Source organism: Variovorax sp. MSC1_012 (genome assembly GCF_023667525.1).
Classification (GTDB): Bacteria; Pseudomonadota; Gammaproteobacteria; order Burkholderiales; family Burkholderiaceae_C; genus Variovorax; species Variovorax beijingensis_B.
This window is the reverse complement of the sequence record NZ_CM174443.1, coordinates 3849313-3871872: the sequence shown is the minus strand read 5'-3', so window position 1 is coordinate 3871872 and position 22560 is coordinate 3849313. Positions and strand designations below refer to the sequence as shown.

The window sequence follows — 22560 nt, the reverse complement described above, 5'->3', positions numbered from 1 at the left end:
CCTTTTCTCCCCAACCCCCATATCTGTTTCGCCGGCCACGCCCCATCCCGGAGCGGGGCCATTTCCCCAACCGTCAATTCTCAGGAGGTCATTCATGAATTTGACGATCAGCGGTCATCACCTCGACGTCACACCTGCCTTGCGCACCTACGTTACGAGCAAGCTGGACCGGATCACACGGCACTTCGACCAGGTGGTCGATGTGAAGGTGCTCCTCACGGTGGAAAAGCAGAAGGAAAAGGAACGCCGCCAAAGGGCGGAGTGCAACATTCACGTCAAGGGTAACGACATGTTCGCGGAGTCGAGCCACGCTGATCTCTATGCTGCGGTCGATGAACTGGTCGACAAGCTCGACCGCCAGGTGGTGCGCCACAAGGACCGCCTGCAGGACCACCACCACGCCGCCCCCAAGCGCGTGATGTAGCAGGCCACGGGCAGGGCTGCGGCCCTTGCCGACAAGCCGCCTCCGGGCGGCTTTTTGCTGCCTGTTCCTGTTACCGGCACTGACAGGGACGCGAGGCCTCTGGGCAACATGTAGCCAAAAAGTAAGTAACGGGAGTGGGGGTTTTTACCAAGCGGGTGCATAATCGCCCCCGCCCTTCCCCCACCATGAATCGCCTCGCGTCCATCCTGCCGCCCGCTCAAGTGCTTGTGAGCGTTGACGCTACCAGCAAGAAACGTGCTTTCGAAGAAGCCGGCTTGCTGTTCGAGAGCCTTCACGGCCTCGGCCGCGCGCTCATCACCGACAGCCTGTTCGCACGCGAACGCCTCGGGTCCACCGGGCTCGGGCATGGGGTGGCCATTCCGCACGGCCGCATCAAGGGCCTCAAGGCTCCCATGGCCGCGGTCTTCCAACTGGCAAACCCAATCGGCTTCGACGCGCCGGACGAGCAGCCCGTCGGGCTCCTGATCTTCCTGCTGGTGCCCGAGGCGGCCACGCAGAAGCACCTTGAAATCCTCTCCGAGATCGCCGAGCTGCTGAGCGACGCCAACCTGCGCGAGCAGATCAAGTCGAGCACCGACGCGGCCGAACTGCACGGACTCATTGCCGGCTGGCAGTCGACGCAAGTCGCCTGAAGTGCCCGCCCGCAGGCTCCCGCGGCCCCGCCAGGCCGGTTCCGCGGTATTCTGGCCGGCCTCCAACTAGGCGCGCAGCGCCATCTCTCTACGCATGAAGCCGACCGTCATCAGTGCCGACGCCATGTTCGAGGAATTCCGCGGGTCGCTCCGCTGGGAATGGCTCGCCGGGCTCGGGGCGTCAGAGCGCCAGTTCGACCCTGAAGTCATCAGCCGCGCCCAGTCGGCGGCCGATCTGGTCGGTTACCTCAATTACATCCATCCGTACCGCGTGCAGATCCTGGGCGCGCGCGAAGTGGCCTACCTGACGCGCGGCAGCCAGGAAGACTGCGCCCGGCGCATCGCCCGCATCGTCACGCTGGAGCCGCCCATGCTGGTGCTGGCCGACGGCCAGGCCGCGCCGGACGAGCTGCTATCGATTTGCGAGCGAGCCCAACTGCCGCTGTTCGCCACCCGCGAGTCGTCGGCCTTCGTGATCGACCTGCTGCGCGCCTACCTGTCCAAGCATTTCGCGGAACGCACCTCGATGCACGGGGTGTTCATGGACATCCTGGGCATGGGGGTCATGATCACCGGCGAATCGGGGCTCGGCAAGAGCGAGCTCGGGCTGGAACTGATTTCGCGCGGCAACGGGCTGGTGGCCGACGACGCGGTCGACCTTTTCCGCATCAACCAGAACACCATCGAGGGCCGCTGCCCCGACCTGCTGCTCAACCTGCTGGAGGTGCGCGGCATCGGCCTCCTGGACATCCGCGCGATCTTCGGCGAGACGGCGGTGCGGAGGAAGATGCGGCTCAAGCTCATCGTGCACCTGGTGCGGCGCGACAGCTTCGAGCGCGACTACGAGCGCATGCCCTCGGCGCCGCTCACGCAGGACGTGCTGGGCATCCCGGTGCGCAAGGTCATCATCCAGGTGGTGGCGGGGCGCAACATCGCCGTGCTGGTGGAAGCCGCCGTGCGCAACTCGATCCTGCAGCTGCGCGGCATCGACACCTATGCCGATTTCGTGGCGCGCCACCACAAGGCGATGGAAAGCGGGCGCGACGGGGACTGAACGGGCGCGCGGCGTTGCGGGACCATGCGGCCGCCGCCGGGCCGCCCCAAGGCGGGCCGCGCCTCCCCCTCGGGGGGTGGAGTTACACGCAGCGAAGCGAAGTGAAAAGCCGGGGGGCCTTACCTCTTGCTGGCGCAGTCGCCGCACAGGCCGTAGAGCGACATCGCGTGGTCCTGCAGGATCCAGCCCTTGTCCTTGGAGATCATCTGCTGGCGGCGCTCGATCTCGGCATCGTAGAACTCCTCGACCTTGCCGCACGAGGTGCAGATCAGGTGGTCGTGGTGGGTGCCCTCGTTGAGCTCGTAGACCGCCTTGCCGCTTTCGAAATGGCTGCGCTCGAGGATGCCGGCCTGCTCGAACTGCGTGAGTACGCGATAGACGGTGGCCAGGCCGATGTCGGAGTGCTCGTTCAGGAGCACGCGGAAAACGTCTTCGGCCGTCATGTGGCGCTGGCTGCCGGTCTGGAAGATCTCGAGGATCTTCAGGCGTGGCAGAGTGGCCTTGAGGCCGGTGTTCTTGAGTTCGTCGATATTGGCCATGATGGTTCCTGCGCCCTGGGCTGCAGACGGGCCCCAAAAAGGGCCAGCCGCTACAATGGCCGATCATATCGCTACCCCCCTTTTTCCTCCCATGCCTGCCATTCTCCAACGCCGTCCCTGGCTGCTGGCCGCGGCCGTCGCCGCGACGTTCTGCCTCGGTGCCTGCAGCGGCTTCAGCGATCGCACGCGTGGTGCGCTGACGGCCATCACGCCCTACAAGGTCGAAGTGGTCCAGGGCAATTTCGTGTCGAAGGAACAGGTCGAGGCGCTCAAGCCCGGCATGTCGCGCCAGCAGGTGCGTGAAATCCTCGGCACCTCGCTTTTGACCGACGTCTTCCACAAGGACCGCTGGGACTACGTCTTCACGATCAGGCGCCAGGGCGTCGATCCCCAGGAGCGCCGCCTGACCGTCTTCTTCAACGGCGAACTGCTCGAGCGCTTCGAAGGCGACCCGATGCCCAGCGAGGAAGAATTCGTCGCCACGCTGGACACCCGCAAGAAGAGCGGCAAGGTGCCGTCGCTCGAGGCGTCGGAAGAAGAGCTCAAGAAATTCGCCCCCAAGGACGACGGCAAGAAGGCCGATGCCACCACCGCGGCCACCGGCCTGGCGCCGCTTCCCGCCGCGTATCCCCCGCTCGAAGCTGCGCGCTGAGCACGCGCCAAACACAGGGCGAGGGCGGGCGCACCCGCCGGGTCAGGCGGGCGTGCCGGTTTCCGTGCCAATTTCGAAGGCTGAATCCGCGTGACTGAATCCATTTCCACTTCTTCGCTTCATTCCGAGTCTTCCACGCCCCCGCTGCGGCGCATCGCGATCGCGGGCGCCTCGGGCCGCATGGGCCGCATGCTGGTCGAGGCGGTGCGCGAGGCGCCCGATTGCCGGCTGGCCGGCGCGCTCGACATGGCGGGCAGCAACGCCATCGGTGCCGATGCGGCTGCGTTCCTCGGCTTCACGAGCGGCGTGCCGATCGTGGCCGACCTGCGCACCGGCCTCAAGGACGCGCAGGTGCTCATCGACTTCACCCGCCCCGAAGGCACGCTCGCACACCTTGCGGCCTGCCGCGAACTCGGCGTGCAGGCCGTGATCGGCACCACCGGCTTCAGCGATGCGCAGAAGGCCGAGATCGCCGAGATCGCGAAGGACATCGCGATCATGGTCTCGCCCAACATGAGCGTGGGCGTCAACGTCACCTTCAAGCTGCTCGAAATGGCGGCCAAGGCGCTCTCGACGGGTTACGACATCGAGATCATCGAGGCGCACCACCGCCACAAGGTCGATGCGCCCTCGGGCACCGCGCTCAAGATGGGCGAAGTGATCGCCGGGGCACTGGGCCGCGACCTGAAGGACTGCGCCGTGTACGCGCGCGAAGGCATCACCGGCGAGCGCGACCCGTCCACCATCGGCTTCTCCGCCATCCGCGGCGGCGACATCGTGGGCGACCACACCGTGCTGTTCGCGGGCACTGGCGAGCGCATCGAGATCACCCACAAGTCGGCGAGCCGCGTCACCTACGCGCAGGGCGCGCTGCGCGCCGTGCGCTTCCTGGCCGGCCAGAAAGCGGGCTTGTTCGACATGTTCGACGTGCTGGGCTTGCGCTGAAAGAACGATGAGCGTCCTCGAACTGCTCACCCAGGGCGACGGCGTCAGCCGCTCGGTGGCGGCACTGTTGCTCGCCATGTCGATCGCCAGCTGGGTGGTGATTCTGTGGAAGGCCTGGCTGCTGCGCGGCGGCACGCGCGACGTGCTGCGCAGCATTGCGGCATTCTGGCAATCGGCCACGCTCGCCGATGCGCAGCAGCGGCTCCAGGCCTTCGACCGCGCCATGCTGGTGGGGCCGGCCGTGAGCGCCATCAGGAATGCGGCAGCGGCAGATGCAGGCGACGCAACGCTCGGCGCCACCACCGGCGACCGCAACCAGCGGCTCACGCGGGCGCTGCGCGGCGCGCTTCATGGCGCGCTGCGGCGCCTGCAGTCCGGCCAGATCCTGCTGGCCACGGTCGGCGCCACGGCGCCCTTCGTGGGCCTGCTCGGCACGGTGTGGGGCATCTACGGCGCGCTGTCGGGCATTGCGGGCCAGACCGGCGGCTTCACCATCGACAAGGTGGCCGGCCCGGTGGGCGAGGCGCTGGTGATGACGGCCTTCGGCCTGGCCGTGGCCATTCCGGCGGTGCTGGCCTACAACGTGTTCGGCCGCGTCATCGGCCGCATCGAAGCCGAGCTCGAGGGCTTTGCGCACGACCTGCTCGGCAGCTTCGGCAGCGCCCCGGCACCGGCTGCGCCGCCGCCCGCGCGGCCCATGCCGGTGTCGGCCTAGCCGAACGGAGCACGGCAGAACCATGGCCTTCGGTCGCACCTCCCTGGGCAGCAGTGCCGCCGGCGGCGGGCGCGCGACGGGGGCGGGCGGTCAGCGGCCGCTGTCCGACATCAACGTCACGCCGCTGGTCGACGTGATGCTGGTGCTGCTGGTGATCTTCATCATCACCGCGCCGCTGATGGCGAGCTCGATCAAGCTCGACCTGCCGCAGACCGATGCCGGCCAGCCCAACGACACGCCCAAGTTCGTGAGCGTGTCGGTCGATGCCTCGGGCAAGACCTTCTTCAACGACCAGGCCGTGACCGACGAGGAACTGGCCGCCCGGCTGCAGAAGGCCGCCGCCGACAGCAAGGACACCGAGGTGCAGCTGCGCGCCGACCAGACCGTGCCCTACGGCAAGCTGGTGGCGCTGATGGGCATTGCGAACAAGGCGGGCCTGAACCGCATCGGGTTCGTGACCGAGTCCGAGGCGGCAGGCGAAAAGAAGCCGCGCTGACTTTGCCTTGTCTTGCTCCTTCCCCTTCCGGGGGAAGGTTGGGATGGGGGCGCGGCGGCCTTGACGACTGCGCAGCGGTCGAGGCCGTCAGCCCCCACCCCAGCCCTCCCCCAGCGGGGGAGGGAGAAAGACGAAGACTCAGCCCAGCACCACCGGCTTGGTGTGCCAGATCTCGTGCGCGTACTGTGCAATCGTGCGGTCCGAGGAGAACGCGCCCATGCCCGCCACGTTGAGGATGGCCATGCGCGTCCAGGCGTCCGGGTCGCGGTAGAGGGCATCGACCTCGGCCTGCTTCGCGACGTAGCTCGCGTAGTCGGCCAGCAGCAGGTAGTGGTCGCCCCAGTTCACCAGTGCGTCGTAGATGCCCTGGTAGCGCGAGGGCTCGCCGGCCGAGAACGCGCCGTCGCGGATCGCATCGAGCACGCGCCTGAGTTCGGCGTTCTCTTCGTAGATGTCGCGCGGCTGGTAGCCGTGGGCGCGAATGTCGGCCACCTGCGGCGTGGTGTTGCCGAAGATGAAGATGTTCTCCGCGCCCACGTTGTCGCGCATCTCCACGTTGGCGCCGTCGAGCGTGCCGATGGTGAGCGCGCCGTTGAGTGCGAACTTCATGTTGCCGGTGCCCGAGGCCTCGGTGCCCGCGGTGGAGATCTGCTCCGACAAATCGGCCGCGGGCATGATCACCTCGGCCAGGCTCACGCTGTAGTTGGGCAGGAACACCACCTTCAGCAGCTTGCCGACGCGGCTGTCGTTGTTGATGGTGTGGGCCACGTCGTTGATCAGCCGGATCACGAGCTTGGCCATCTGGTAGGCCGAGGCCGCCTTGCCCGCGAACACCACCACGCGCGGCACCATGTCGATCGGCCCGCCCGCGGCCTGCGCATCGAGGATGCGGTGGTAGCGCGTGATCACGTGCAGCACGTTGAGCAGCTGCCGCTTGTATTCGTGGATACGCTTGACCTGCACGTCGAACATCGCGTCGGTGTCGAGCACCAGGCCCATGTGCTGCTCGACCCAGTTGGCCAGGCGCAGCTTGTTCTCGCGCTTGGCATGGCGGAAGGCGCGCGCGAAGGGCGGCTGGGCCGCCATCGGCCGCAGCGCCTCGAGCTGCGAGAGGTCGCGCCGCCAGCCCTTGCCCAGGCGCTGGTCGAGCAGGCTCGCGAGCGGTGGGTTGGCCTGTGCGAGCCAGCGCCGCGGCGTGACGCCGTTGGTCTTGTTGTTGAAGCGCTCGGGGAAGATCTTCGCGAAGTCCGCGAAGATCGATTGCTTCATGAGCTCCGAATGCAGGCCCGACACGCCGTTGATCGAGTGGCTCGCGAGCACCGCCACGTAGGCCATGCGCACGCGGCGCTCGCCCGCCTCGTCGACCAGCGACAGCCGGCGCAGCAACTCCACGTCGTTACCGGCCTTCTGCGTCACGGCCGCGAGAAATTTCGCGTTCATGTCGTAGATGATCTGAAGGTGCCGCGGCAGGATGCGCCCGAGCATCTCGACCGGCCAGGTCTCCAGCGCCTCGTGCATCAGCGTGTGGTTGGTGTAGCTGAACACCTTCTGCGTGTGGGCCCAGGCCGTGTCCCACGCCATGCCGTGCTCGTCGAGCAACAGGCGCATGAGCTCGGGCACTGCGAGCACCGGGTGCGTGTCGTTCAGGTGAATGCTCACCTTGTCGGCCAGCTGGTCGAAGGTCTTGTGGTTGCGCAGGTAACGCCGCAGCAAGTCTTGCACGCTCGCGCTGCAGAAGAAATATTCCTGGTGCAGCCGCAGCTCGCGGCCCGAGGGCGTGGAGTCGTCGGGGTAGAGCACGCGCGAGACGTTCTCGGAGTGATTCTTGCTCTCTACTGCCGCCATGTAGTTGCCGCGGTTGAAGGCCGAGAGGTCGATCTCCTCGGTGGCGCGTGCCGACCACAGCCGCAGCGTGTTGGTGGCCTGCGTGCCGTAGCCCGGAATGATGGTGTCGTAGGCCACGGCCAGCACGTCGTGCGTGTCGACCCAGTCGGCCGCGCCGTAGGGCGCGTTCTTTCCCTCGCGCTTTTGCACGTGGCCGCCGAAGCGCACGCGGTAGTTCACCTCGGGCCGCTGGAACTCCCAGGGGTTGCCGCGCGTGAGCCAGTAGTCGGGCGTCTCGACCTGCTGGCCGTCGACGATGCGCTGGCGGAACATGCCGTATTCGTAGCGGATGCCGTAGCCCATGCCCGGCACGCCCAGCGTGGCCATCGAGTCGAGAAAGCAGGCCGCGAGCCGGCCGAGGCCACCGTTGCCGAGGGCGGCATCGGGCTCGCGCTCGGACAGCGCCGCCATGTCCACGCCGAAGTCGACCAGGGCTTCCCGCACCGTCTCGTAAAGGTCGACCGCCAGCAACGCATTGGTGAAGGTGCGCCCGATCAGGAACTCCATCGAGAGGTAGTAGACGCGCTTGAGGTCCTGCGCATAGTTGGCGCGCGTGGTCGCCATCCAGCGCTCGACCAGCTGGTCGCGCACGGCCAGAGCGGTGGCGTGCAGCCAGTCGTCCTGGCTGGCCGCGACGGGGTCCTTGCCGACCGCATAGATCAGCTTGTTGGCGACGGCGCGCTTGAACGCGGCCACGTCGCGGTCGGGATGGTCGTAGGCGAAGTCTTTGATGGTCATGGGCTTCGGTGAAGAGTGGTGGGGTTGTGCGCCGTGGCGCTTTGTTCAGGTGCCGGCGGACTCGAGCGCCTGCCGGTAGACCTCGATGTACTGGCCGGCGGCGCTGGCCCAGTCGGCAGGGCGCCGCATGGCATTGCCGCGCACGCGGCGCCAGTCGGGCGCGCGCTGGTAGAGCGCGAAGGCGCGCCGCAGCGCGCGATCGTAGTCGGCGGCGTCGAAGCGGTCGAAGACGAAGCCGGTGGCGTCGCCGCTGGCCATGTCCTCGAGCGTGCAGTCGACCACGGTGTCGGCCAGGCCGCCGACGCGGCGCACCAGCGGCAGGCTGCCGTACTTCAGGCCGTACATCTGCGTGAGGCCGCAGGGCTCGAAGAGCGACGGCACCAGCGTCACGTCGCCGCCGCCGAAGAGCTGGTGCGCCAGCGTTTCGTTGTAGCCGATGGTGACGCTGACCGAGCGCGGCGCGGCCGCCGCGCGCTCGCGGAAGGCGTCCTCGAGCCAGGCCTCGCCGCTGCCCAGCAGCGCGAGCTGCCCGCCTTCGGCCAGCAGGGTATCGAGGCCGCCGAGCACGAGGTGCAGGCCCTTCTGCTCGGTGAGCCGGCTCACCAGGATGAAGAGCGGCGCATCGGGGCGCTCGGCCAGTCCGAGCTGGTGCTGCAGCACCGCCTTGCAGCGCGCCTTGCCCGCCATGTGGCGGCCTTCGGGCGTGTGGTAGCCCTGCACCAGCGCGCTGTCGGTCGCCGGATTCCAGACCTGGCCGTCGACCGCGTTGAGGATGCCCGTGAGCACGCCGCCGCGCAGGCGCAGCAGGCCGTCCAGGCCGAAACCCTGCTCGGGCGTCTGGATCTCGCGGGCGTAAGTCGGGCTCACGGTGGTCAGGTGGTCGGCAAAGTAGAGGCCGCCCTTCATGAACGACACCTGCCCGTGGTATTCGAGGCCGTTCATGTGGAACGCCGGCGCGGGCAGGCCGAGGTCGGCAAAGTTCCATGGCGCCGAGATGCCCTGGTAGGCCAGGTTGTGCACCGTGAACACGCTGCCCGCGCGGGTGGCGCCGGCCTCGCGCGCGAAGTGCAGGTAGGCCGGCGCCAGCCCCGCATGCCAGTCGTGCGCATGCACGACCTCGGGCTGCCAGGCGGGATCGAGCCCCTGCGCCAGCTGCGCCGCGGCCCAGCCCAGCAGCGCGAAGCGCCGGTGGTTGTCGCCGTAGGGCTGGCGCGTGGCGTCTTCATACGGGTTGCCGGGCCGGTCGTAGAGCGCGGGCGCATCGATCACGTAGGCGGGGATCGGCGCCGCCGCGCCGTCGATCGCGATGCGGCCCGCGCGCAGGCCGAAGCGTTCCGGACCCCAGGGCGCCGTGAACTCGGCCACCGGTGCCAGGTCGCGCACGCCGGCCAGGATGGCCGGGAAGCCGGGCAGCAGCACCCGCGCGTCCTGTCCGGCGGCCATGAGCGCGAGCGGCAGCGCGCCGGCCACGTCGGCGAGGCCGCCGGTCTTGAGCAGGGGGAAGAGTTCGGCGCTGACCTGGAGGATTCGCATCGGGGAAGCGGTGCGGCCTCAGGCAGCCAGCAGGCGCTTGAGCATTTCGCGGGTGACCAGCACCACGCCGTTGTCGGTGCGCTCGAAGCGCGCGGCATCGGCCGCGGCGTCTTCGCCGATCACCATCTCGTCCGGAATGACGCAGCCGCGGTCGATCACCACGCGGTTGAGCCGGGCGCCGCGGCCCACCTCGACGTCGGGCAGCAGCACGGCCTCGTTGATGTCGCAGAACGAATGGATGCGCACGCCCGAGAACAGCACCGAGCTGCTGACCTTGGAGCCCGAGACGATGCAGCCGCCCGAGACGATGGTGTTGACCGTCATGCCGTGCTTGCCTTCGCGGTCGAGCACGAACTTGGCCGGCGGCAGCTGCCGCTGGTAGGTCCAGATGGGCCAGTCTGTGTCATAGATGTCGAGTTCGGGCGTGATGGAGGCCAGGTCGAGGTTGGCTGCCCAGAATGCATCAATCGTGCCCACGTCGCGCCAGTAGGCCTTGGCGTCGGGCCCGCGCGAGGCGCGCGTGACGCAGGACATGCCGAAGGGATGCGCCAGGGCGCGGCCCTGCGCCACGGCGCGCGGGATGATGTCCTTGCCGAAATCGTGGCTCGAATCGGGGTTGGCGGCGTCTTCCTCGAGCAGCTGGTAGAGGTACTCGGAATCGAACACGTAGATGCCCATGCTGGCCAGCGCCACGTCGGGATGGCCCGGCATGGCGGGCGGATCGGCCGGCTTCTCGAGAAAGGCCGTGATCTGGCGGCCGTCGTCGATGGCCATCACGCCGAAGGCGGTGGCCTCCATGCGCGGCACCTCGATGCAGCCCACCGTGCAGCCCAGGCCGCGCTCGGCATGGTCCTTGACCATGATCGAGTAGTCCATCTTGTAGATGTGGTCGCCGGCCAGCACCACCACGTAGTCGTGCCTGGTGGAGCGGGTCTGGATGATGTCCAGGTTCTGGAACACCGCGTCGGCCGTGCCGCGGTACCAGTGCTCGTCGCCCGTGCGCTGCTGCGCGGGCAGCACGTCGACCATCTCGTTGAGCTCGGCGCGCAGGAAGCTCCAGCCGCGCTGCAGGTGGCGCATCAGCGAATGCGACTTGTACTGCGTGACCACCGCCATGCGCCGGATACCGGAGTTCAGGCAGTTCGACAGCGCAAAGTCGATGATGCGAAACTTGCCGCCGAAGTACACCGCCGGCTTGGCGCGCCGGTCGGTCAACTGCTTGAGGCGGGAGCCCCGGCCGCCGGCCAGCACCAGAGCGATGGTGCGGCGGACCAGTTGATGCGCCTGCAGGGAAGCCTGCGGCGTGCTGTTGCTGCTGATGCTGTTGTTGTCCATCCTGTGTCTCCGTTCGTTTGGCGGTTTGTCGTCTTGTGGTCAGCGTTTCTGCAGCCAGCCTAGCACCGTGCGGCGCGGCTGGCTTCTACCTTCTTGCAATCCGGAGGCTCGAACGAGGTACCTCCACCGTGCCGCCGGGGGACTGTGGCAGCGCGGCAGCGGCATTGGGCGCCGGATCGTCGGTCGCGAGCCGCCACTGCCACGAACCCGCCGGCAGCGCAAAGGAAACGGCCGCCGGCCCCGCATTCACCAGCACCAGCCAGGCGCCCGCATCCGCTGCCGCGGCTTCGAAAAGGATTGCAAGCGCCGTGCCGCCGTGCCAGTCGGCCTCCTGCATCGGCTGGCCGTCGGGCCGCAACCAGTGGATTCCCGGCGCGCCCTCTGCAGGCTTGGCCGGCCACCAGCGCGTGCTGCGCAGCACGGGCGCTTCGCGGCGCAGCGCAACGAGCCGGGCGACGAAGGCGCTCAGGCGCGCTGCTTCGCTCGCGGGATCGTGGGCGCCGATCCACGCGAGCCAGGTGGTTTCGTTGTCCTGGCAGTAGGCGTTGTTGTTGCCTTGCTGGCTGTGGCCGAGCTCGTCGCCGGCCAGCAGCATGGGCGTGCCCTGCGACAGCAGCAGCGCGGCGAGCAGCGCGCGCTGCAGGCGGCCGCGCTCGCCCTGCACGGCGGGGGCATCGCTCGGCCCCTCGACGCCGCAGTTGTTGCTCAGGTTGTGCGCATGGCCGTCGCGGTTGTTCTCGCCATTGGCCAGGTTGTGCCGCTCTTCGTAGCTGAGCAGGTCGCGCAGCGTGAAGCCGTCGTGCGCGGTGATGAAGTTGACGCTGGCGGTGGGCGCGCGGCCGTGGTGGGCGAACTGCGCGCTCGAGGCGGTGAAGCGGTGCGCGAAGTCGCCGAGGCCTGCGGCGCCCTCGCGTCCCTGCCGCAGCCAGAAGCCGCGCTGCGTGTCGCGGTAGCGGTCGTTCCATTCGAGCCAGCCCGGCGGGAATTCACCCAGGCGATAGCCGCCCGGACCGACGTCCCAGGGCTCCGCGATCAGCAGCGTGCGCGAGAGCACCGGGTCTTGCGCGATGGCCGCGAAGAAGGGGGCGCGCGGGTCGAAATTGCCATCGGCGCCGCGGCCCAGCACCGGCGCGAGGTCGAAGCGGAAGCCGTCGACGCCGAGCGCGCAGGTCCAGTGGCGCAGGCTGTCCATCACGAGCTGCAGCACGCGCGGCTCGGCCAGGTCGAGGCAATTGCCGCAGCCGGTCCAGTTGGCGTAGAGCGCACGGTCATCGGGGCGCAGGTGGTAGTACAGCGCGTTGTCGATGCCGCGCAGCGAGAGCGTGGGGCCGAACTCGTCGGTTTCGGCGCTGTGGTTGTAGACCACGTCGATCACCAGCTCCATGCCGCGCGCATGCACGGCGTCGGCCATGGCGCGGAACTCGCTGGCCGGCGTGGTGCCGGCGCGGCCGCTCCAGTAGCGCGCCTCGGGCGCGAACCAGCCGATGGTGTTGTAGCCCCAGTAGTTGCCGAGGCCCATGGCGAGCAGCCGCTGTTCGTCGGCACGGTGCTGCACCGGCATCAGGCTCAGCGTGGTGACGCCGAGGGCCTGCAGGTGGTCGAGCACCACGGGCTCGGCCAGGCCCGCATAGGTGCCGCGCAAGGCAGCGGGCACGCCCGGGTGCAGCCGGGTCTGTCCGCGCACATGCAGTTCGTAGAGCACGCGCTCGCCGGCCGGGATGCGGGCATGGCCCGGTGCGGCCGAGCTGCTGCCGGCCGGCGCGACGCGGGCCTTGAGCGCGACGGCGCCGTTGTCGCGGGTGTTGCGCTGATCCGGATTGGCGGGGTCGTGCCCGAGGAACAGGTCGCTGCCGTCGTAGGTGCCGACGATCTCGCGCGCATACGGGTCGAGCAGCAGCTTCGCGGGATTGAAGCGATTGCCCTCGTGCGGCGCCCACGGGCCGTGCACGCGATAGCCGTAGACCAGGCCGGCACGGCCGCTCGGCAACTGGCCGTGCCAGACGCCGTCGGTGAAGGCGGGCAGCCGCAGGCGCTGTTGTTCGTGCTGGCCTGTGCTGTCGAAAAGGCAAAGCTCGACGGTTTCGGCGTTCGGCGCAACCAGCGCGAAGTTCACGCCGTTCGGCGACAGCGTCGCGCCCAAGGGGGAGGGATTGCCTTGGCTCAGCATGTTGCTGCCGCCTCTGAGGGTTTGCTTCCCGAGGCCGGGACTCGCCCCGGCGGGCGACCTACTTTTCTTTGCTTCGCCAAAGAAACGTAGGCAAAAGAAAGGCGACCCCACTGTCTGCGACCCCTTCGCTGCGCTACGGGGCAACCTGCGGTGCTCGCGTTTCGCGGGGTCTCGCCCAAACTCGCTTCGCTCAAACAAGGGCGAGCCCTGATCCGCGAAACGCTGCGCTCCTCGGCGCAGCCAGAGGGGAGGGGAGACCGCACGGGCCATTGCTGCGCTCGGCCACCAAGCCACCGCGGCGCGCAGCGCCGCGGTGGTTGGTATTGGCTGTTGGGATTGGTATCGGGCCGAGCGAAGCGACGGCCCGTCGGCTCCCACCCCTTCTGTATGCGCCGAGGAGCGCAGCGTTTCGCGGACAAGGGCTCGCAGCTGTTTGAGCGAAGCGAGTTCTGCGAGACCCCGCGAAACGCGAGCACCGCAGGTTGCCCGCAGCGCAGCGGAGGGACGCAGACAGCAGGGTCGCCTTTTCTTTGCTTACTTTCTTTTGGCGAAGCAAAAGAAAGTGAGTCGCCCGCCGGGGCGAGACCCGGTCCCGAAACCCAAACCAAAGCCAAGAACCTCAAACCAGCACCCACATCACAGTCCCCAGCGGCGGCACGCTGATGACGATCGAATCGGCCCTCCCATGCCACGGCACCGGCGAACTCTCGACCACGCCATTGCCGACCCCGCTGCCGCCATACACCGCGCCGTCGGTGTTGATGGCCTCGCGGTACGCGCCCGCCGCAGGCACCCCAAGGCGGTAGCCGTGGCGCGGCAGTGGCGTGAAGTTGCACACCGCCACCACGAAGGAGCCGTCGCGGGCCCGGCGCACGAAGGCGAACACCGACTGCTCCCAGTCGTCGTGCACCAGCCACTCGAAGCCGGCCCTTTCGGTGTCGAGTTCGTAGAGCGCGGGGAAGTGCCGGTACACGTTGTTGAGGTCGCGCACCAGCCGCCGCACGCCCTGGTGCGGCGCCTGCTCGAGCAGGTGCCAGTCGAGGCTGCGGTCGGCGTTCCATTCCGCCACCTGGGCGAATTCATTGCCCATGAACAGCAGCTTCTTGCCCGGATAGGCCCAGAGGTAGCCATAAAGGTTGCGCAGCCCCGCGAGCTTCTGCCACTCGTCGCCGGGCATGCGGCCGAACATCGAACCCTTGCCGTGCACCACCTCGTCGTGCGAGAGCGGCAGCACGAAGTTCTCGCTGTGCGCATACATCAGGCCGAAGGTGATCTGCTGGTGGTGGTGCTTGCGGTGGACCGGGTCGATGCCCGCATAGGCGAGCGTGTCGTTCATCCAGCCCATGTTCCATTTGTAGTGGAAGCCGAGGCCGCCGTCCTCGGGCGGCCGCGTCACGCCCGGAAAGCTGGTCGATTCCTCGGCCAGCGTGATGGCGCCCGGGCGCTCGACGCCCACCACCCGGTTCATGCGCCGCAGGAAGTCGATGGCCTCGAGGTTCTCGCGCCCGCCGTGGATGTTGGGCACCCATTCGCCGGGCTCGCGGCTGTAGTCGCGGTAGAGCATGGAGGCCACGGCGTCGACGCGCAGGCCATCCACGCCGTAGCGCTCGAGCCAATACAGCGCATTGCCGACCAGGTAGTTGCGCACCTCGGTGCGGCCGTAGTTGAAGATGAACGTCTTCCAGTCGTTGTGGAAGCCTTCGCGCGGATCGGCGTATTCGTAGAGCGCGGTGCCGTCGAAGCGGCCCAGGCCATGCGCGTCGGTGGGAAAGTGCGCGGGCACCCAGTCGAGGATCACGCCCAGCCCCGCGGCATGCGCGGCTTCGACCAGATGGCGGAAGTCGCCGGGCGTGCCGAAGCGCGAGGTGGGCGCATACAGGCCGATCGGCTGGTAGCCCCAGGAGCCGTCGAACGGATGCTCGCTGACCGGCAGCAGTTCGATGTGCGTGAAGCCCATGTCGCGCGCGTACGGCACCAGCGTGTCGGCCAGCTCGCGGTAGTCCAGCCATTCATGGCCGTTCTTGCGGCGCCAGGAGCCCAGGTGCACCTCGTAGATGCTCATCGGCGCATGGCGGCCGTTGGCGGCGGCGCGCCCGGGCGGCATCGCCACCGGCGCGGGCAGCGGCGCGACCACGCAGGCGGTCTCGGGCCGCAGGCGCGAGGAAAAAGCGAAGGGGTCGGCCTTGCGCAGCACCTCGCCCTGGGCCGAGAGGATCTCGAACTCGTAGCTGTCGCCCGTGGCCACCTGCGGCGCGAAGATCTCCCACACGCCGCACTCGCGGCGCAGCCGCATCATGTGGCGGCGGCCGTCCCAGTTGTTGAAGTCGCCGACCACCGAGACGCGCCGCGCATTGGGCGCCCAGACCGCGAAGGCCACGCCCTTGACGCCATCCATCTCGCACAGGTGCGCGCCCAGCCGCTCCCAGGGCCGCAGGTGCGTGCCTTCGGCCAGCAGCCACACGTCGGTGGCGCCCAGCACGAACGCAAAGCGGTACGGGTCTTCGAGCCGCGAACTGTGCGTGCCCCAGTCGACCTGGAACGAATAGCCCAGCAGCGCCTCCGCCGCGGGCACCAGGCCCGCGAAGAGGTCGGATCCTTCCTGCCGCGACAGCAGCGCCAGCGGCCAGCCCGTGCGCGTGTGCACCACGGCCACGCTCTGCGCCCCGGGCAGCAGCGCGCGTACCAGCAGGCCGTCGCGCGTCTCGTGCGGGCCGAGCACCGCGAACGGATCGCCGTGCTCGGCGCGCATCAGCGCATGGACTTCGCGTTCGGACAACAGCAGGGAAGGCATGTTGTTCTTCACATCGGTTCTTCTTCACCGGCGGGGCGGCCGAAAAAGACACCATAGGGCGCCAGCTTCAGCATGCGCCTTTCGGTGCCGGCCTGCAGGGACGACGACGATGCCAGCGGATGTCCCGCGAGCGGCTCGACCGCTTCACGCAGCGCGATGGACACGGACTCGCCTCCCAGATTGAAGACGGCCTGCAACGATTGCTTCCCTTCGCGCCGCTCGAACCATAGCACCGGCTCCGGCGCATCGATGAAGGCGATGCTGCCGGTGCGCAGCAGCGGCTGGGTGCGGCGCCAGCGCAGCAGCGCGCGGCTGAAGGCGAGCATCGAGTCGGGATCGGTGGACTGGCGGTCGACGGCCAGCGGCAGGTGGCGGCCGTAGACCGGCAGCCAGGGCCCGCCGGTGGTGAAGCCGGCGTGCAGTTCGTCGGCCTTCCAGGGCATGGGCGTGCGGCAGCCGTCGCGGCCCTTGAATTCGGGCCAGAAGGCGCGGCCGTACGGGTCTTGCAGCAGCTCGAACGGCACCTCGGCCTCGGGCAGGCCAAGCTCCTCGCCCTGGTAGATGCTGGCGCTGCCGCGCAGCGCGAGCAGCAGCGCGAGCCAGAGCCGGTCGCGCCGCGTGTCTTCCGGGCCGCCGCCGCTCCAGCGCGTGGCCACGCGCGGCACGTCGTGGTTGGACACGGCCCAGCAGCCCCAGCCGCCGGTCGGCGCGAGCGCATGGTCGAGCGTCTCGACCTGGTGGCGCAGGTGCCGGGCGCTGTGCTCGGCCGTCAGCAGGCTGAAGCTGTAGGCCAGGTGCAGGCGCTTGCCCAGTTCGGTGTACTGCGCCATGACGGGCGGTGCGTTCTCGTCGCCGACCTCGCCGAGCGCGACCGCGCCATAGTCGTCGAGCAGCCCGCGCAGGCTTTCCAGGAAGCGCAGGTTCTCCATCTGGCTTTTGTCGTAGAGGTGCTGCTGCATGGCATAGGGGTTGTCGGCCCGCACCGTGCTCACCTCGTCCAGCGAGGCGGCGCTGGCCGGCGGGTTGTCGCGCAGCAGCGCATCGTGGAACTGGTGGTTGCAGGCATCGAAGCGGAAGCCGTCCACGCCGCGCTCGCACCAGAAGCGTACTTCGCCGAGCAGTGCCTCCTGCACCTCGGCGCAATGGAAGTTCAGGTCGGGCTGCTCCTGGAGGAAGCTGTGCAGGTAGTACTGGCGGCGGCGCGAATCCCACTGCCAGGCCGGCCCGCCGAACACCGAGAGCCAGTTGTTGGGCGGCGTGCCGTCGGGCCGCGGGTCGGCCCACACGTACCAGTCGGCCTTGGGGTTGTCGCGGCTCGTGCGGCTTTCGGCGAACCAGGCGTGCTGGTCGGAGGTGTGCGAGAGCACCTGGTCGATGATGATCTTCAGGCCCAGCGCATGGGCGCGCGCCAGCATCTCGTCGAAATCGGCCAGCGTGCCGAAGATCGGATCGACCGCGCGGTAGTCGGCCACGTCGTAGCCGAAGTCCTTCATCGGCGAGCGGAAGAAGGGCGACACCCAGATCGCATCGACTCCCAGGCTCGCCACATGATCGAGCCGCGACGTGATGCCGGGCAGGTCGCCGATGCCGTCACCGTTGCTGTCCATGAAGCTGCGCGGGTAGATCTGGTAGATCACCGCGCCGCGCCACCATTCGCCATTGCTGCTGTCGTTGCTGCGCATGCTGCCCCTGTGGTCTGAAAATCATTGTGGCATGCGAGATCCGGGCCCGGTCCGTGCATGGGCCTGTCCCGGTCCCGCCTGAAAAGCTTTCTACACTGGGCAGGGTTCCATGCGAACCCGCTTCCCGTTTCGTTTTGCAAGATGACCACCGACGCCGCTTCCCCCACCCCATCCTCCCGCCCGCAAGGCCTTGCCGCGCTCGAGCAGCGGCTCGCCAGGGATCTCGAATGCCTCGGCTGGCCCGCGCGCGCATGGATGCCGGCTCGCACGCACGGCGGCGAGCCTGTGCTGGACGTGGCCATCATCGGCGCCGGCCAGGCCGGGCTGGCGGCCGCGGCCGCCCTGGCCCAGCAGGGCATCCGGGCCGTGGTGTTCGACCGCTCGCCCGCGGGCAGCGAAGGGCCGTGGGCCACCACGGCGCGCATGGAAACCCTGCGCTCGCCCAAGGAGCTGACCGGTCCTGCGCTGGGGCTGCCCGCGCTGACCTTCCGCGCCTGGTTCGAGGCCCAGTTCGGCTCGGAGGCCTGGACTGCGATGGACAAGATCCCACGTCTGCAGTGGATGGACTATCTGCGCTGGTACCGCCGCGTGATGAACGTCGATGTGCGCAACGACACGGCCGTCACCGGCATCCAGCCGCTCACCGATGGCGCGGCGGTGCGGCTCGCGCTGCGCACGCCGGCTGGTGCAGAGCAGGTGCTGGCGCGCCGTGTCGTGCTTGCCACGGGCCGCGACGGGCTCGGCGGCCCCGCGGTTCCCGCGTTCGTCAACGCGCTGCCGCGCTCGCAGTGGGCCCACTCCTCCGACGAGATGGACTACAGCCGGCTCGCCGGGCTGCGCGTGGGCGTGGTCGGCGCGGGCTCGTCGGCCATGGACAGCGCGGCCACCGCGCTGGAGGCCGGCGCGCACAGCGTCGAGCTCCTGATCCGCCGGCCCGACCTGCCGCGCGTCAACAAGGGCAAGGGCGCCGGCGTGCCGGGCCTGACGCAGGGCCACTACGACCTGCCCGATGCGTTCAAGTGGCGAATCCGCCACTACATCAACGTGGCCAACGTGCCGCCGCCGCATGGCAGCACGCTGCGCGTGTCGCGCCATCCGAACGCGTTCTTCAATTTCGGCTGCCCGGTGCTTGCGGTCGAGCCGCAGGGCGCAGCGATGCGCGTGGCCACGCCCAGGGGCAACTTCGTGTTCGACTTCCTCGTTGTTTCCACCGGTTTCAAGATCGACTGGCGCTGCCGTCCCGAGTTCGACACCATTGCATCGCATGTGCGCACCTGGAAGGACCGTTTCGTGCCCGCGCCCGGCGACGAAGACCAGGAGCTGGCCGATTCGCCCGATCTCGGGCCGGTGTTCGAATTCCGCGAGCGCACAGCGGGCCAGTGCCCGGGCCTGGCCCGCATCCATTGCTTCTGCTACCCGGCGGCCTTGTCGCACGGCACGGTGTCGGGCGACATTCCCGCGATCAGCGATGGCGCCAGGCGGCTTGCGAGCGGCATGGCCAGCCTGTTCTACCGCGAGGACTTCGAGCAGCACTTCGCGAACCTCGAGGCCTACAGCGAGCCCGAACTGTTCGGCGACGAATGGGTGCCCGCGCCGCCGCCGGCCGAACGCGGCTGAACTCCAGACTTCTTCATCGAAACGCATGACCACTCTTTCCGATTCATCCCCCGCCATCGACGTGATCGACGCCACGGTGCCATTGGTGCCCGGCCACGCCATCCGCATGCTGCGCCAGCAGCGCGACAAGGTCGTGGCGGCCACGCAGGGCAGCTACGACGCGATGTTCTCGCCATCGGTGGAAGGCCTCTCGGTGGCCGAGCGCCTGCTGGTCGCGCTGCATGCATGCAGCGTGTCGAAAGCCGCGACGCTCGCCGCGCACTACCGCGAGCGCTTGCTGGCCGAGGGCGTGGACCGCGAACTGATCGCGGCCGTGGGCAGCGGCGCCCCGGTGGCCGATGCGCGGCTGCGCACGGTGCTGGCATTCACCGCGAGCCTGATCGAGCGACCCATCGAAGGCGACAAGGCCGCGGTGCAGTCGCTGGCGGATGCGGGCCTCTCGACGCCCGCCATCGTCGCGCTGGGCCAGCTGATCGCCTTTCTCTCCTACCAGGTCCGCGTGGTCGCGGGGCTGCAGGCGCTGGCCGCCGCGGAGGCTGCAGCATGAGCAATGCGAACGCGCCGATCCGCATCAAGGGCTTCACCAACGAGGTGCTGAGCTGGAAGCCCTGGCTCGACCCGGTCGATGTCGCCGCGGCCACGCCGGCCCAGCTGGCCGCGCTCGACGAGATGAGCCCGCAGGCGCGCAGCTCGCCGTATTTCCTGGTGCTCGCGCACCAGCCCGAGATGCTGCTGCAGCGCTCCATCGCCTTCAACGCGATCATGTTCGCGCCGGGCGGCATGCCGCGCGCGGAGCGCGAGCTGGGCGCCACGGTGGAGTCGCGCGTCAACGGCTGCGTGTACTGCGCCTCGGTGCATGCGCAGCGCTTCGAGCAGCTGGCCAAGCGCAGCGACGTGATCTCGCAGGTGTTCGAGGAGCCGGCCTCCGCGGGCACCACGGCGCGCGAAAGGGCCATCGTCGAATTCTCGATCCGGCTCGGCGCCGAGCCCGGCAAGGTGTCGGCCGACGATGTGCGAACGCTCAAGGAAGTGGGGCTCAGCGAGCTCGAGATTCTCGACCTGATTCACTCCGTGGCGCTCTTCGCCTGGGCCAACCGGCTGATGCTCAACCTGGGCGAGCCGGTCTTTCCGGCTGCGGCTGCCGCGTCATAGGCGGGCGAGCAGGCCGGCCACGGTTTCGCGGTCCAGCCCGAGCGGCGCCAGCAGGTCGTTTCGCTGCCGGAAGTCGATGCCGCTCACCAGCGAGGCAGCGTCCACGATGGTGCGCGTCGCGGGTGTCGCCACGCCGGCGATGGCGCCGAGCGCTTCCACGAAGGCCAGGCCGTAGGGCATGTCCTCGCTCAGGTAGCGGGTGTCGGTGCGCACGGGGCCGGGCGGCCCGCCGCGCTTGGCATGCAGTTCGGCCGCGATGTCCTCGAGCCGCGCCGATTCCGTGCCGAAGGAGCGCGCGAAATGCTCCTCGATGGGACCGAGCGCGATGCCGAAGGCGCTGGCCACGGCCCGCCGCTCCCGGTCCAGCGCCTCGATCGCGCGGGCCACGCCGGGCGTCAGGCAGTGGTACTGCGGCCAGTTCTCCGCATGCTCGATGCGGGTCCAGTTGAAGACGGCCAGCGGGCCGTGGGACTGCGGGTTGACGTTGGCGAGCGCGCTGGCGAGCGTGTTCTCCTGCGCGAAGAAGCCGCCGCCGAACAGCGCGGTGCACAGTTCGATGGCGCTCTCGATTTCCGAACTCGGCAGCGCGGAGACGCCGACCGCCTGCCTCCGCGTCATCACCCTGACCTGCGTGGCGGATTCCCGGCGCGCGGTCAGCACCGTGGTGCCGAAGCTCGCGACCGTCACCCGCTTGCCCGCGTGCCGTGCGCTTTCGTGCAGATAGAGCGACGACAGCGAGGCCATCGAGCTGACGATCACGGTCTGCCCGTCGCGCAGGAAGGGCAGCAGCGCATCCATGACGCGCTTGTGTCCGTTGACCGGCAACGCGAGCAGCAACACATCCGATGCGCCGCAAAGCTGCGCCGCATCGCCGGCCACTTCGACCGCCACGCGGCAGGGCTGCACGCCGACCGCTTCGAGCGGCTGCGTGCGCAGGGCCTCGGCACCCCGGCCGCCCGGCGACCAGAGCATGGCGCCGTGGCCCGCCTGGCACAGCCACGCCGCGCTGGCCAGGGCGATCGCCCCGGTGCCTGCGATGCAGACGTGCAGGCGCCCTGTCGCAGGCTCAATCAATTTTGATCCCGCCTTGCTTGATGACCTTTGCCCAGCGCTGGCTGTCCTCGGCAATTACCTTGCCCAGCGCCGCGCCGCCGCCGCAGGTGTTCACCGCGCCCAGCTGGGCGAAGCGCTGCCGGGTCTCGGGCAGGTTGCACACCTCGACCAGCGCCGCGGAGAGTTTTTCGATGCTGGCCGCCGGCATGCGCGCGGGCGCCATCACGCCCACCCACACTGGCACGTCCATGCCCGCGAGGCCCGCCGCCTCCGCGACCGTCGGCGGCGTGCCGAGGCCGGGCAGGGCGGCGCGCGAAAAGGTGCCGAGCACGCGGGCCTTGCCGCTCGCGACCATCGGTTCGATGGAGGCGGCGCTGGTCACGATCAGCGCCACCTGCCCGCCCACCAGGTCGGTCAGCGCCGGCGCCGCGCCGCGGTAGGGCACGTGCAGCAGGTTCACGCCGCTTGCCTGCGCCAGCAGCGCGCCCGTCAGGTGCGAGACGGTGCCGTTGCCGGTGGAGGCGTAGGTCACTTGCCCGGGTTTCGCCTTGGCGTCGCGCAGCGCGTCGGCCAGCGTCTTGTAGGGGCTTTCGGTGCGCACGGCCAGGGTCATGGGCGTGTCGCCGACCAGGGCCACGGGCGCGAGGTCGTTCACGGGGTCGTAGGGCAGCCTGGACTGCAGGTGGGGCGCGATGGTGATGGCGCCGCCGGTGGCCAGCAGTACGGTGGCGCCGTCGGTCGCCTTGGCCACCGCATCGGCCGCCAGGATGCCGCCCGCGCCCGCCTTGTTGTCGACGATCACGCTGCCGCCGAGCTTGTCGGTGAGCTTGGCGCCCAGGTAGCGGGCGATCACGTCCTGCGCCCCGCCGGGGGCGAAGGGCACCACGATGCGCAGCGGCTTGTCGCCGTTCGGCTGCGCATGGAGCGGCATCCCGGCCAGGCTGGCGGCGGCCGCGAGGCCCAGGGCGAGGTGTTTCAGGAGCAGTTTCATCGCGTTTTTTCCGTCTGCGTCACGTGGCAGGAACTCGTGCATTTTTCGCGGAACACCGAGGAACCGGCTTTGCCGGGCCTCAGGTGTTGCCCCCGGTAGGGGGTGGGAGTAGCGACACGAAGTGCGCGAAGCCTGGGGG

19 protein-coding genes are annotated in these 22560 nt (G+C 69.0%); 10 read left to right on the top strand and 9 right to left on the bottom strand.

Going from position 1 to position 22560, the window contains the following annotated elements; translation table 11 throughout:
* Positions 1–94: 94 nt before the first annotated feature.
* The 3 genes from hpf (at position 95) to hprK (ending at position 2131) form a co-directional block, all read left to right on the top strand.
* On the top strand, positions 95–424 hold the full coding sequence (gene hpf, locus L1081_RS18175) for a ribosome hibernation-promoting factor, HPF/YfiA family (protein WP_012745566.1): 330 nt from the start codon (positions 95–97) through the stop codon (positions 422–424).
* A 185-nt stretch (positions 425–609) separates the two neighbouring features.
* Positions 610–1077: a PTS sugar transporter subunit IIA gene (locus tag L1081_RS18170; RefSeq protein WP_012745567.1), complete on the top strand. Its 468-nt coding sequence runs from the start codon at positions 610–612 to the stop codon at positions 1075–1077.
* A gap of 94 nt (positions 1078–1171) precedes the next feature.
* Positions 1172–2131 (top strand): HPr(Ser) kinase/phosphatase, encoded by a 960-nt coding sequence (gene hprK / locus L1081_RS18165; protein ID WP_012745568.1) that lies wholly within the window; start codon positions 1172–1174, stop codon positions 2129–2131.
* A 119-nt stretch (positions 2132–2250) separates the two neighbouring features.
* Here hprK and fur read toward each other — a convergent pair whose 3' ends face one another.
* Positions 2251–2670: a ferric iron uptake transcriptional regulator gene (gene fur, locus L1081_RS18160; protein ID WP_055800769.1), complete on the bottom strand. Its 420-nt coding sequence runs from the start codon at positions 2668–2670 to the stop codon at positions 2251–2253.
* Positions 2671–2761: 91 nt separating this feature from the next.
* On the opposite strand from fur, the gene L1081_RS18155 reads away from it, so the two are divergent.
* The 4 genes from L1081_RS18155 (at position 2762) to L1081_RS18140 (ending at position 5478) form a co-directional block, all read left to right on the top strand.
* Positions 2762–3322 (top strand): outer membrane protein assembly factor BamE, encoded by a 561-nt coding sequence (locus L1081_RS18155; protein WP_489413424.1) that lies wholly within the window; start codon positions 2762–2764, stop codon positions 3320–3322.
* Positions 3323–3502: 180 nt separating this feature from the next.
* The gene (dapB, locus tag L1081_RS18150) at positions 3503–4267 is read left to right on the top strand and encodes a 4-hydroxy-tetrahydrodipicolinate reductase (RefSeq protein ID WP_012745571.1); all 765 of its coding nucleotides are present in this window, start codon (positions 3503–3505) and stop codon (positions 4265–4267) included.
* A gap of 7 nt (positions 4268–4274) precedes the next feature.
* Positions 4275–4982, top strand: a complete 708-nt coding sequence (locus tag L1081_RS18145; protein ID WP_489413423.1) for a MotA/TolQ/ExbB proton channel family protein — start codon at positions 4275–4277, stop codon at positions 4980–4982.
* Positions 4983–5004: 22 nt separating this feature from the next.
* Positions 5005–5478, top strand: coding sequence for a biopolymer transporter ExbD (locus tag L1081_RS18140; protein WP_489413422.1), 474 nt, complete (start codon positions 5005–5007; stop codon positions 5476–5478).
* 138 nt (positions 5479–5616) lie between these two features.
* Here L1081_RS18140 and L1081_RS18135 read toward each other — a convergent pair whose 3' ends face one another.
* The 6 genes from L1081_RS18135 to L1081_RS18110 form a co-directional block, all read right to left on the bottom strand.
* Positions 5617–8100 carry a glycogen/starch/alpha-glucan family phosphorylase gene (locus L1081_RS18135; protein WP_489413421.1) on the bottom strand — a complete coding sequence of 828 codons (2484 nt, stop codon included), beginning with the start codon at positions 8098–8100 and terminating at the stop codon, positions 5617–5619.
* 45 nt (positions 8101–8145) lie between these two features.
* Positions 8146–9633, bottom strand: a complete 1488-nt coding sequence (glgA, locus tag L1081_RS18130; protein WP_489413420.1) for a glycogen synthase GlgA — start codon at positions 9631–9633, stop codon at positions 8146–8148.
* An 18-nt stretch (positions 9634–9651) separates the two neighbouring features.
* The gene (gene glgC, locus L1081_RS18125) at positions 9652–10968 is read right to left on the bottom strand and encodes a glucose-1-phosphate adenylyltransferase (RefSeq protein ID WP_489413419.1); all 1317 of its coding nucleotides are present in this window, start codon (positions 10966–10968) and stop codon (positions 9652–9654) included.
* An 85-nt stretch (positions 10969–11053) separates the two neighbouring features.
* On the bottom strand, positions 11054–13135 hold the full coding sequence (gene glgX, locus L1081_RS18120) for a glycogen debranching protein GlgX (RefSeq protein ID WP_489413418.1): 2082 nt from the start codon (positions 13133–13135) through the stop codon (positions 11054–11056).
* 619 nt (positions 13136–13754) lie between these two features.
* Positions 13755–15926, bottom strand: a complete 2172-nt coding sequence (gene glgB, locus L1081_RS18115) for a 1,4-alpha-glucan branching protein GlgB (RefSeq protein ID WP_489413417.1) — start codon at positions 15924–15926, stop codon at positions 13755–13757.
* 8 nt (positions 15927–15934) lie between these two features.
* Positions 15935–17608 (bottom strand): alpha-amylase family glycosyl hydrolase, encoded by a 1674-nt coding sequence (locus tag L1081_RS18110; RefSeq protein ID WP_489413416.1) that lies wholly within the window; start codon positions 17606–17608, stop codon positions 15935–15937.
* A gap of 141 nt (positions 17609–17749) precedes the next feature.
* Between L1081_RS18110 and L1081_RS18105 the strand changes: the two genes are divergently transcribed.
* The 3 genes from L1081_RS18105 to L1081_RS18095 are packed head-to-tail and all read left to right on the top strand — an operon-like array spanning position 17750 to position 20377.
* Positions 17750–19225 carry an FAD-dependent oxidoreductase gene (locus L1081_RS18105; protein ID WP_489413415.1) on the top strand — a complete coding sequence of 492 codons (1476 nt, stop codon included), beginning with the start codon at positions 17750–17752 and terminating at the stop codon, positions 19223–19225.
* A 25-nt stretch (positions 19226–19250) separates the two neighbouring features.
* Positions 19251–19772: a CMD domain-containing protein gene (locus tag L1081_RS18100; protein ID WP_489413414.1), complete on the top strand. Its 522-nt coding sequence runs from the start codon at positions 19251–19253 to the stop codon at positions 19770–19772.
* Positions 19769–20377 (top strand): peroxidase-related enzyme, encoded by a 609-nt coding sequence (locus L1081_RS18095; protein WP_489413413.1) that lies wholly within the window; start codon positions 19769–19771, stop codon positions 20375–20377. Before L1081_RS18100 ends, L1081_RS18095 begins: the two co-directional genes overlap by 4 nt.
* Here the strand turns inward: L1081_RS18095 and L1081_RS18090 are convergent.
* Positions 20372–21451, bottom strand: a complete 1080-nt coding sequence (locus L1081_RS18090) for an NAD/NADP octopine/nopaline dehydrogenase family protein (RefSeq protein ID WP_489413412.1) — start codon at positions 21449–21451, stop codon at positions 20372–20374. The genes L1081_RS18095 and L1081_RS18090 overlap by 6 nt on opposite strands.
* The gene (locus tag L1081_RS18085) at positions 21444–22421 is read right to left on the bottom strand and encodes a tripartite tricarboxylate transporter substrate-binding protein (RefSeq protein ID WP_489413411.1); all 978 of its coding nucleotides are present in this window, start codon (positions 22419–22421) and stop codon (positions 21444–21446) included. Before L1081_RS18085 ends, L1081_RS18090 begins: the two co-directional genes overlap by 8 nt.
* Positions 22422–22560: the final 139 nt, after the last annotated feature.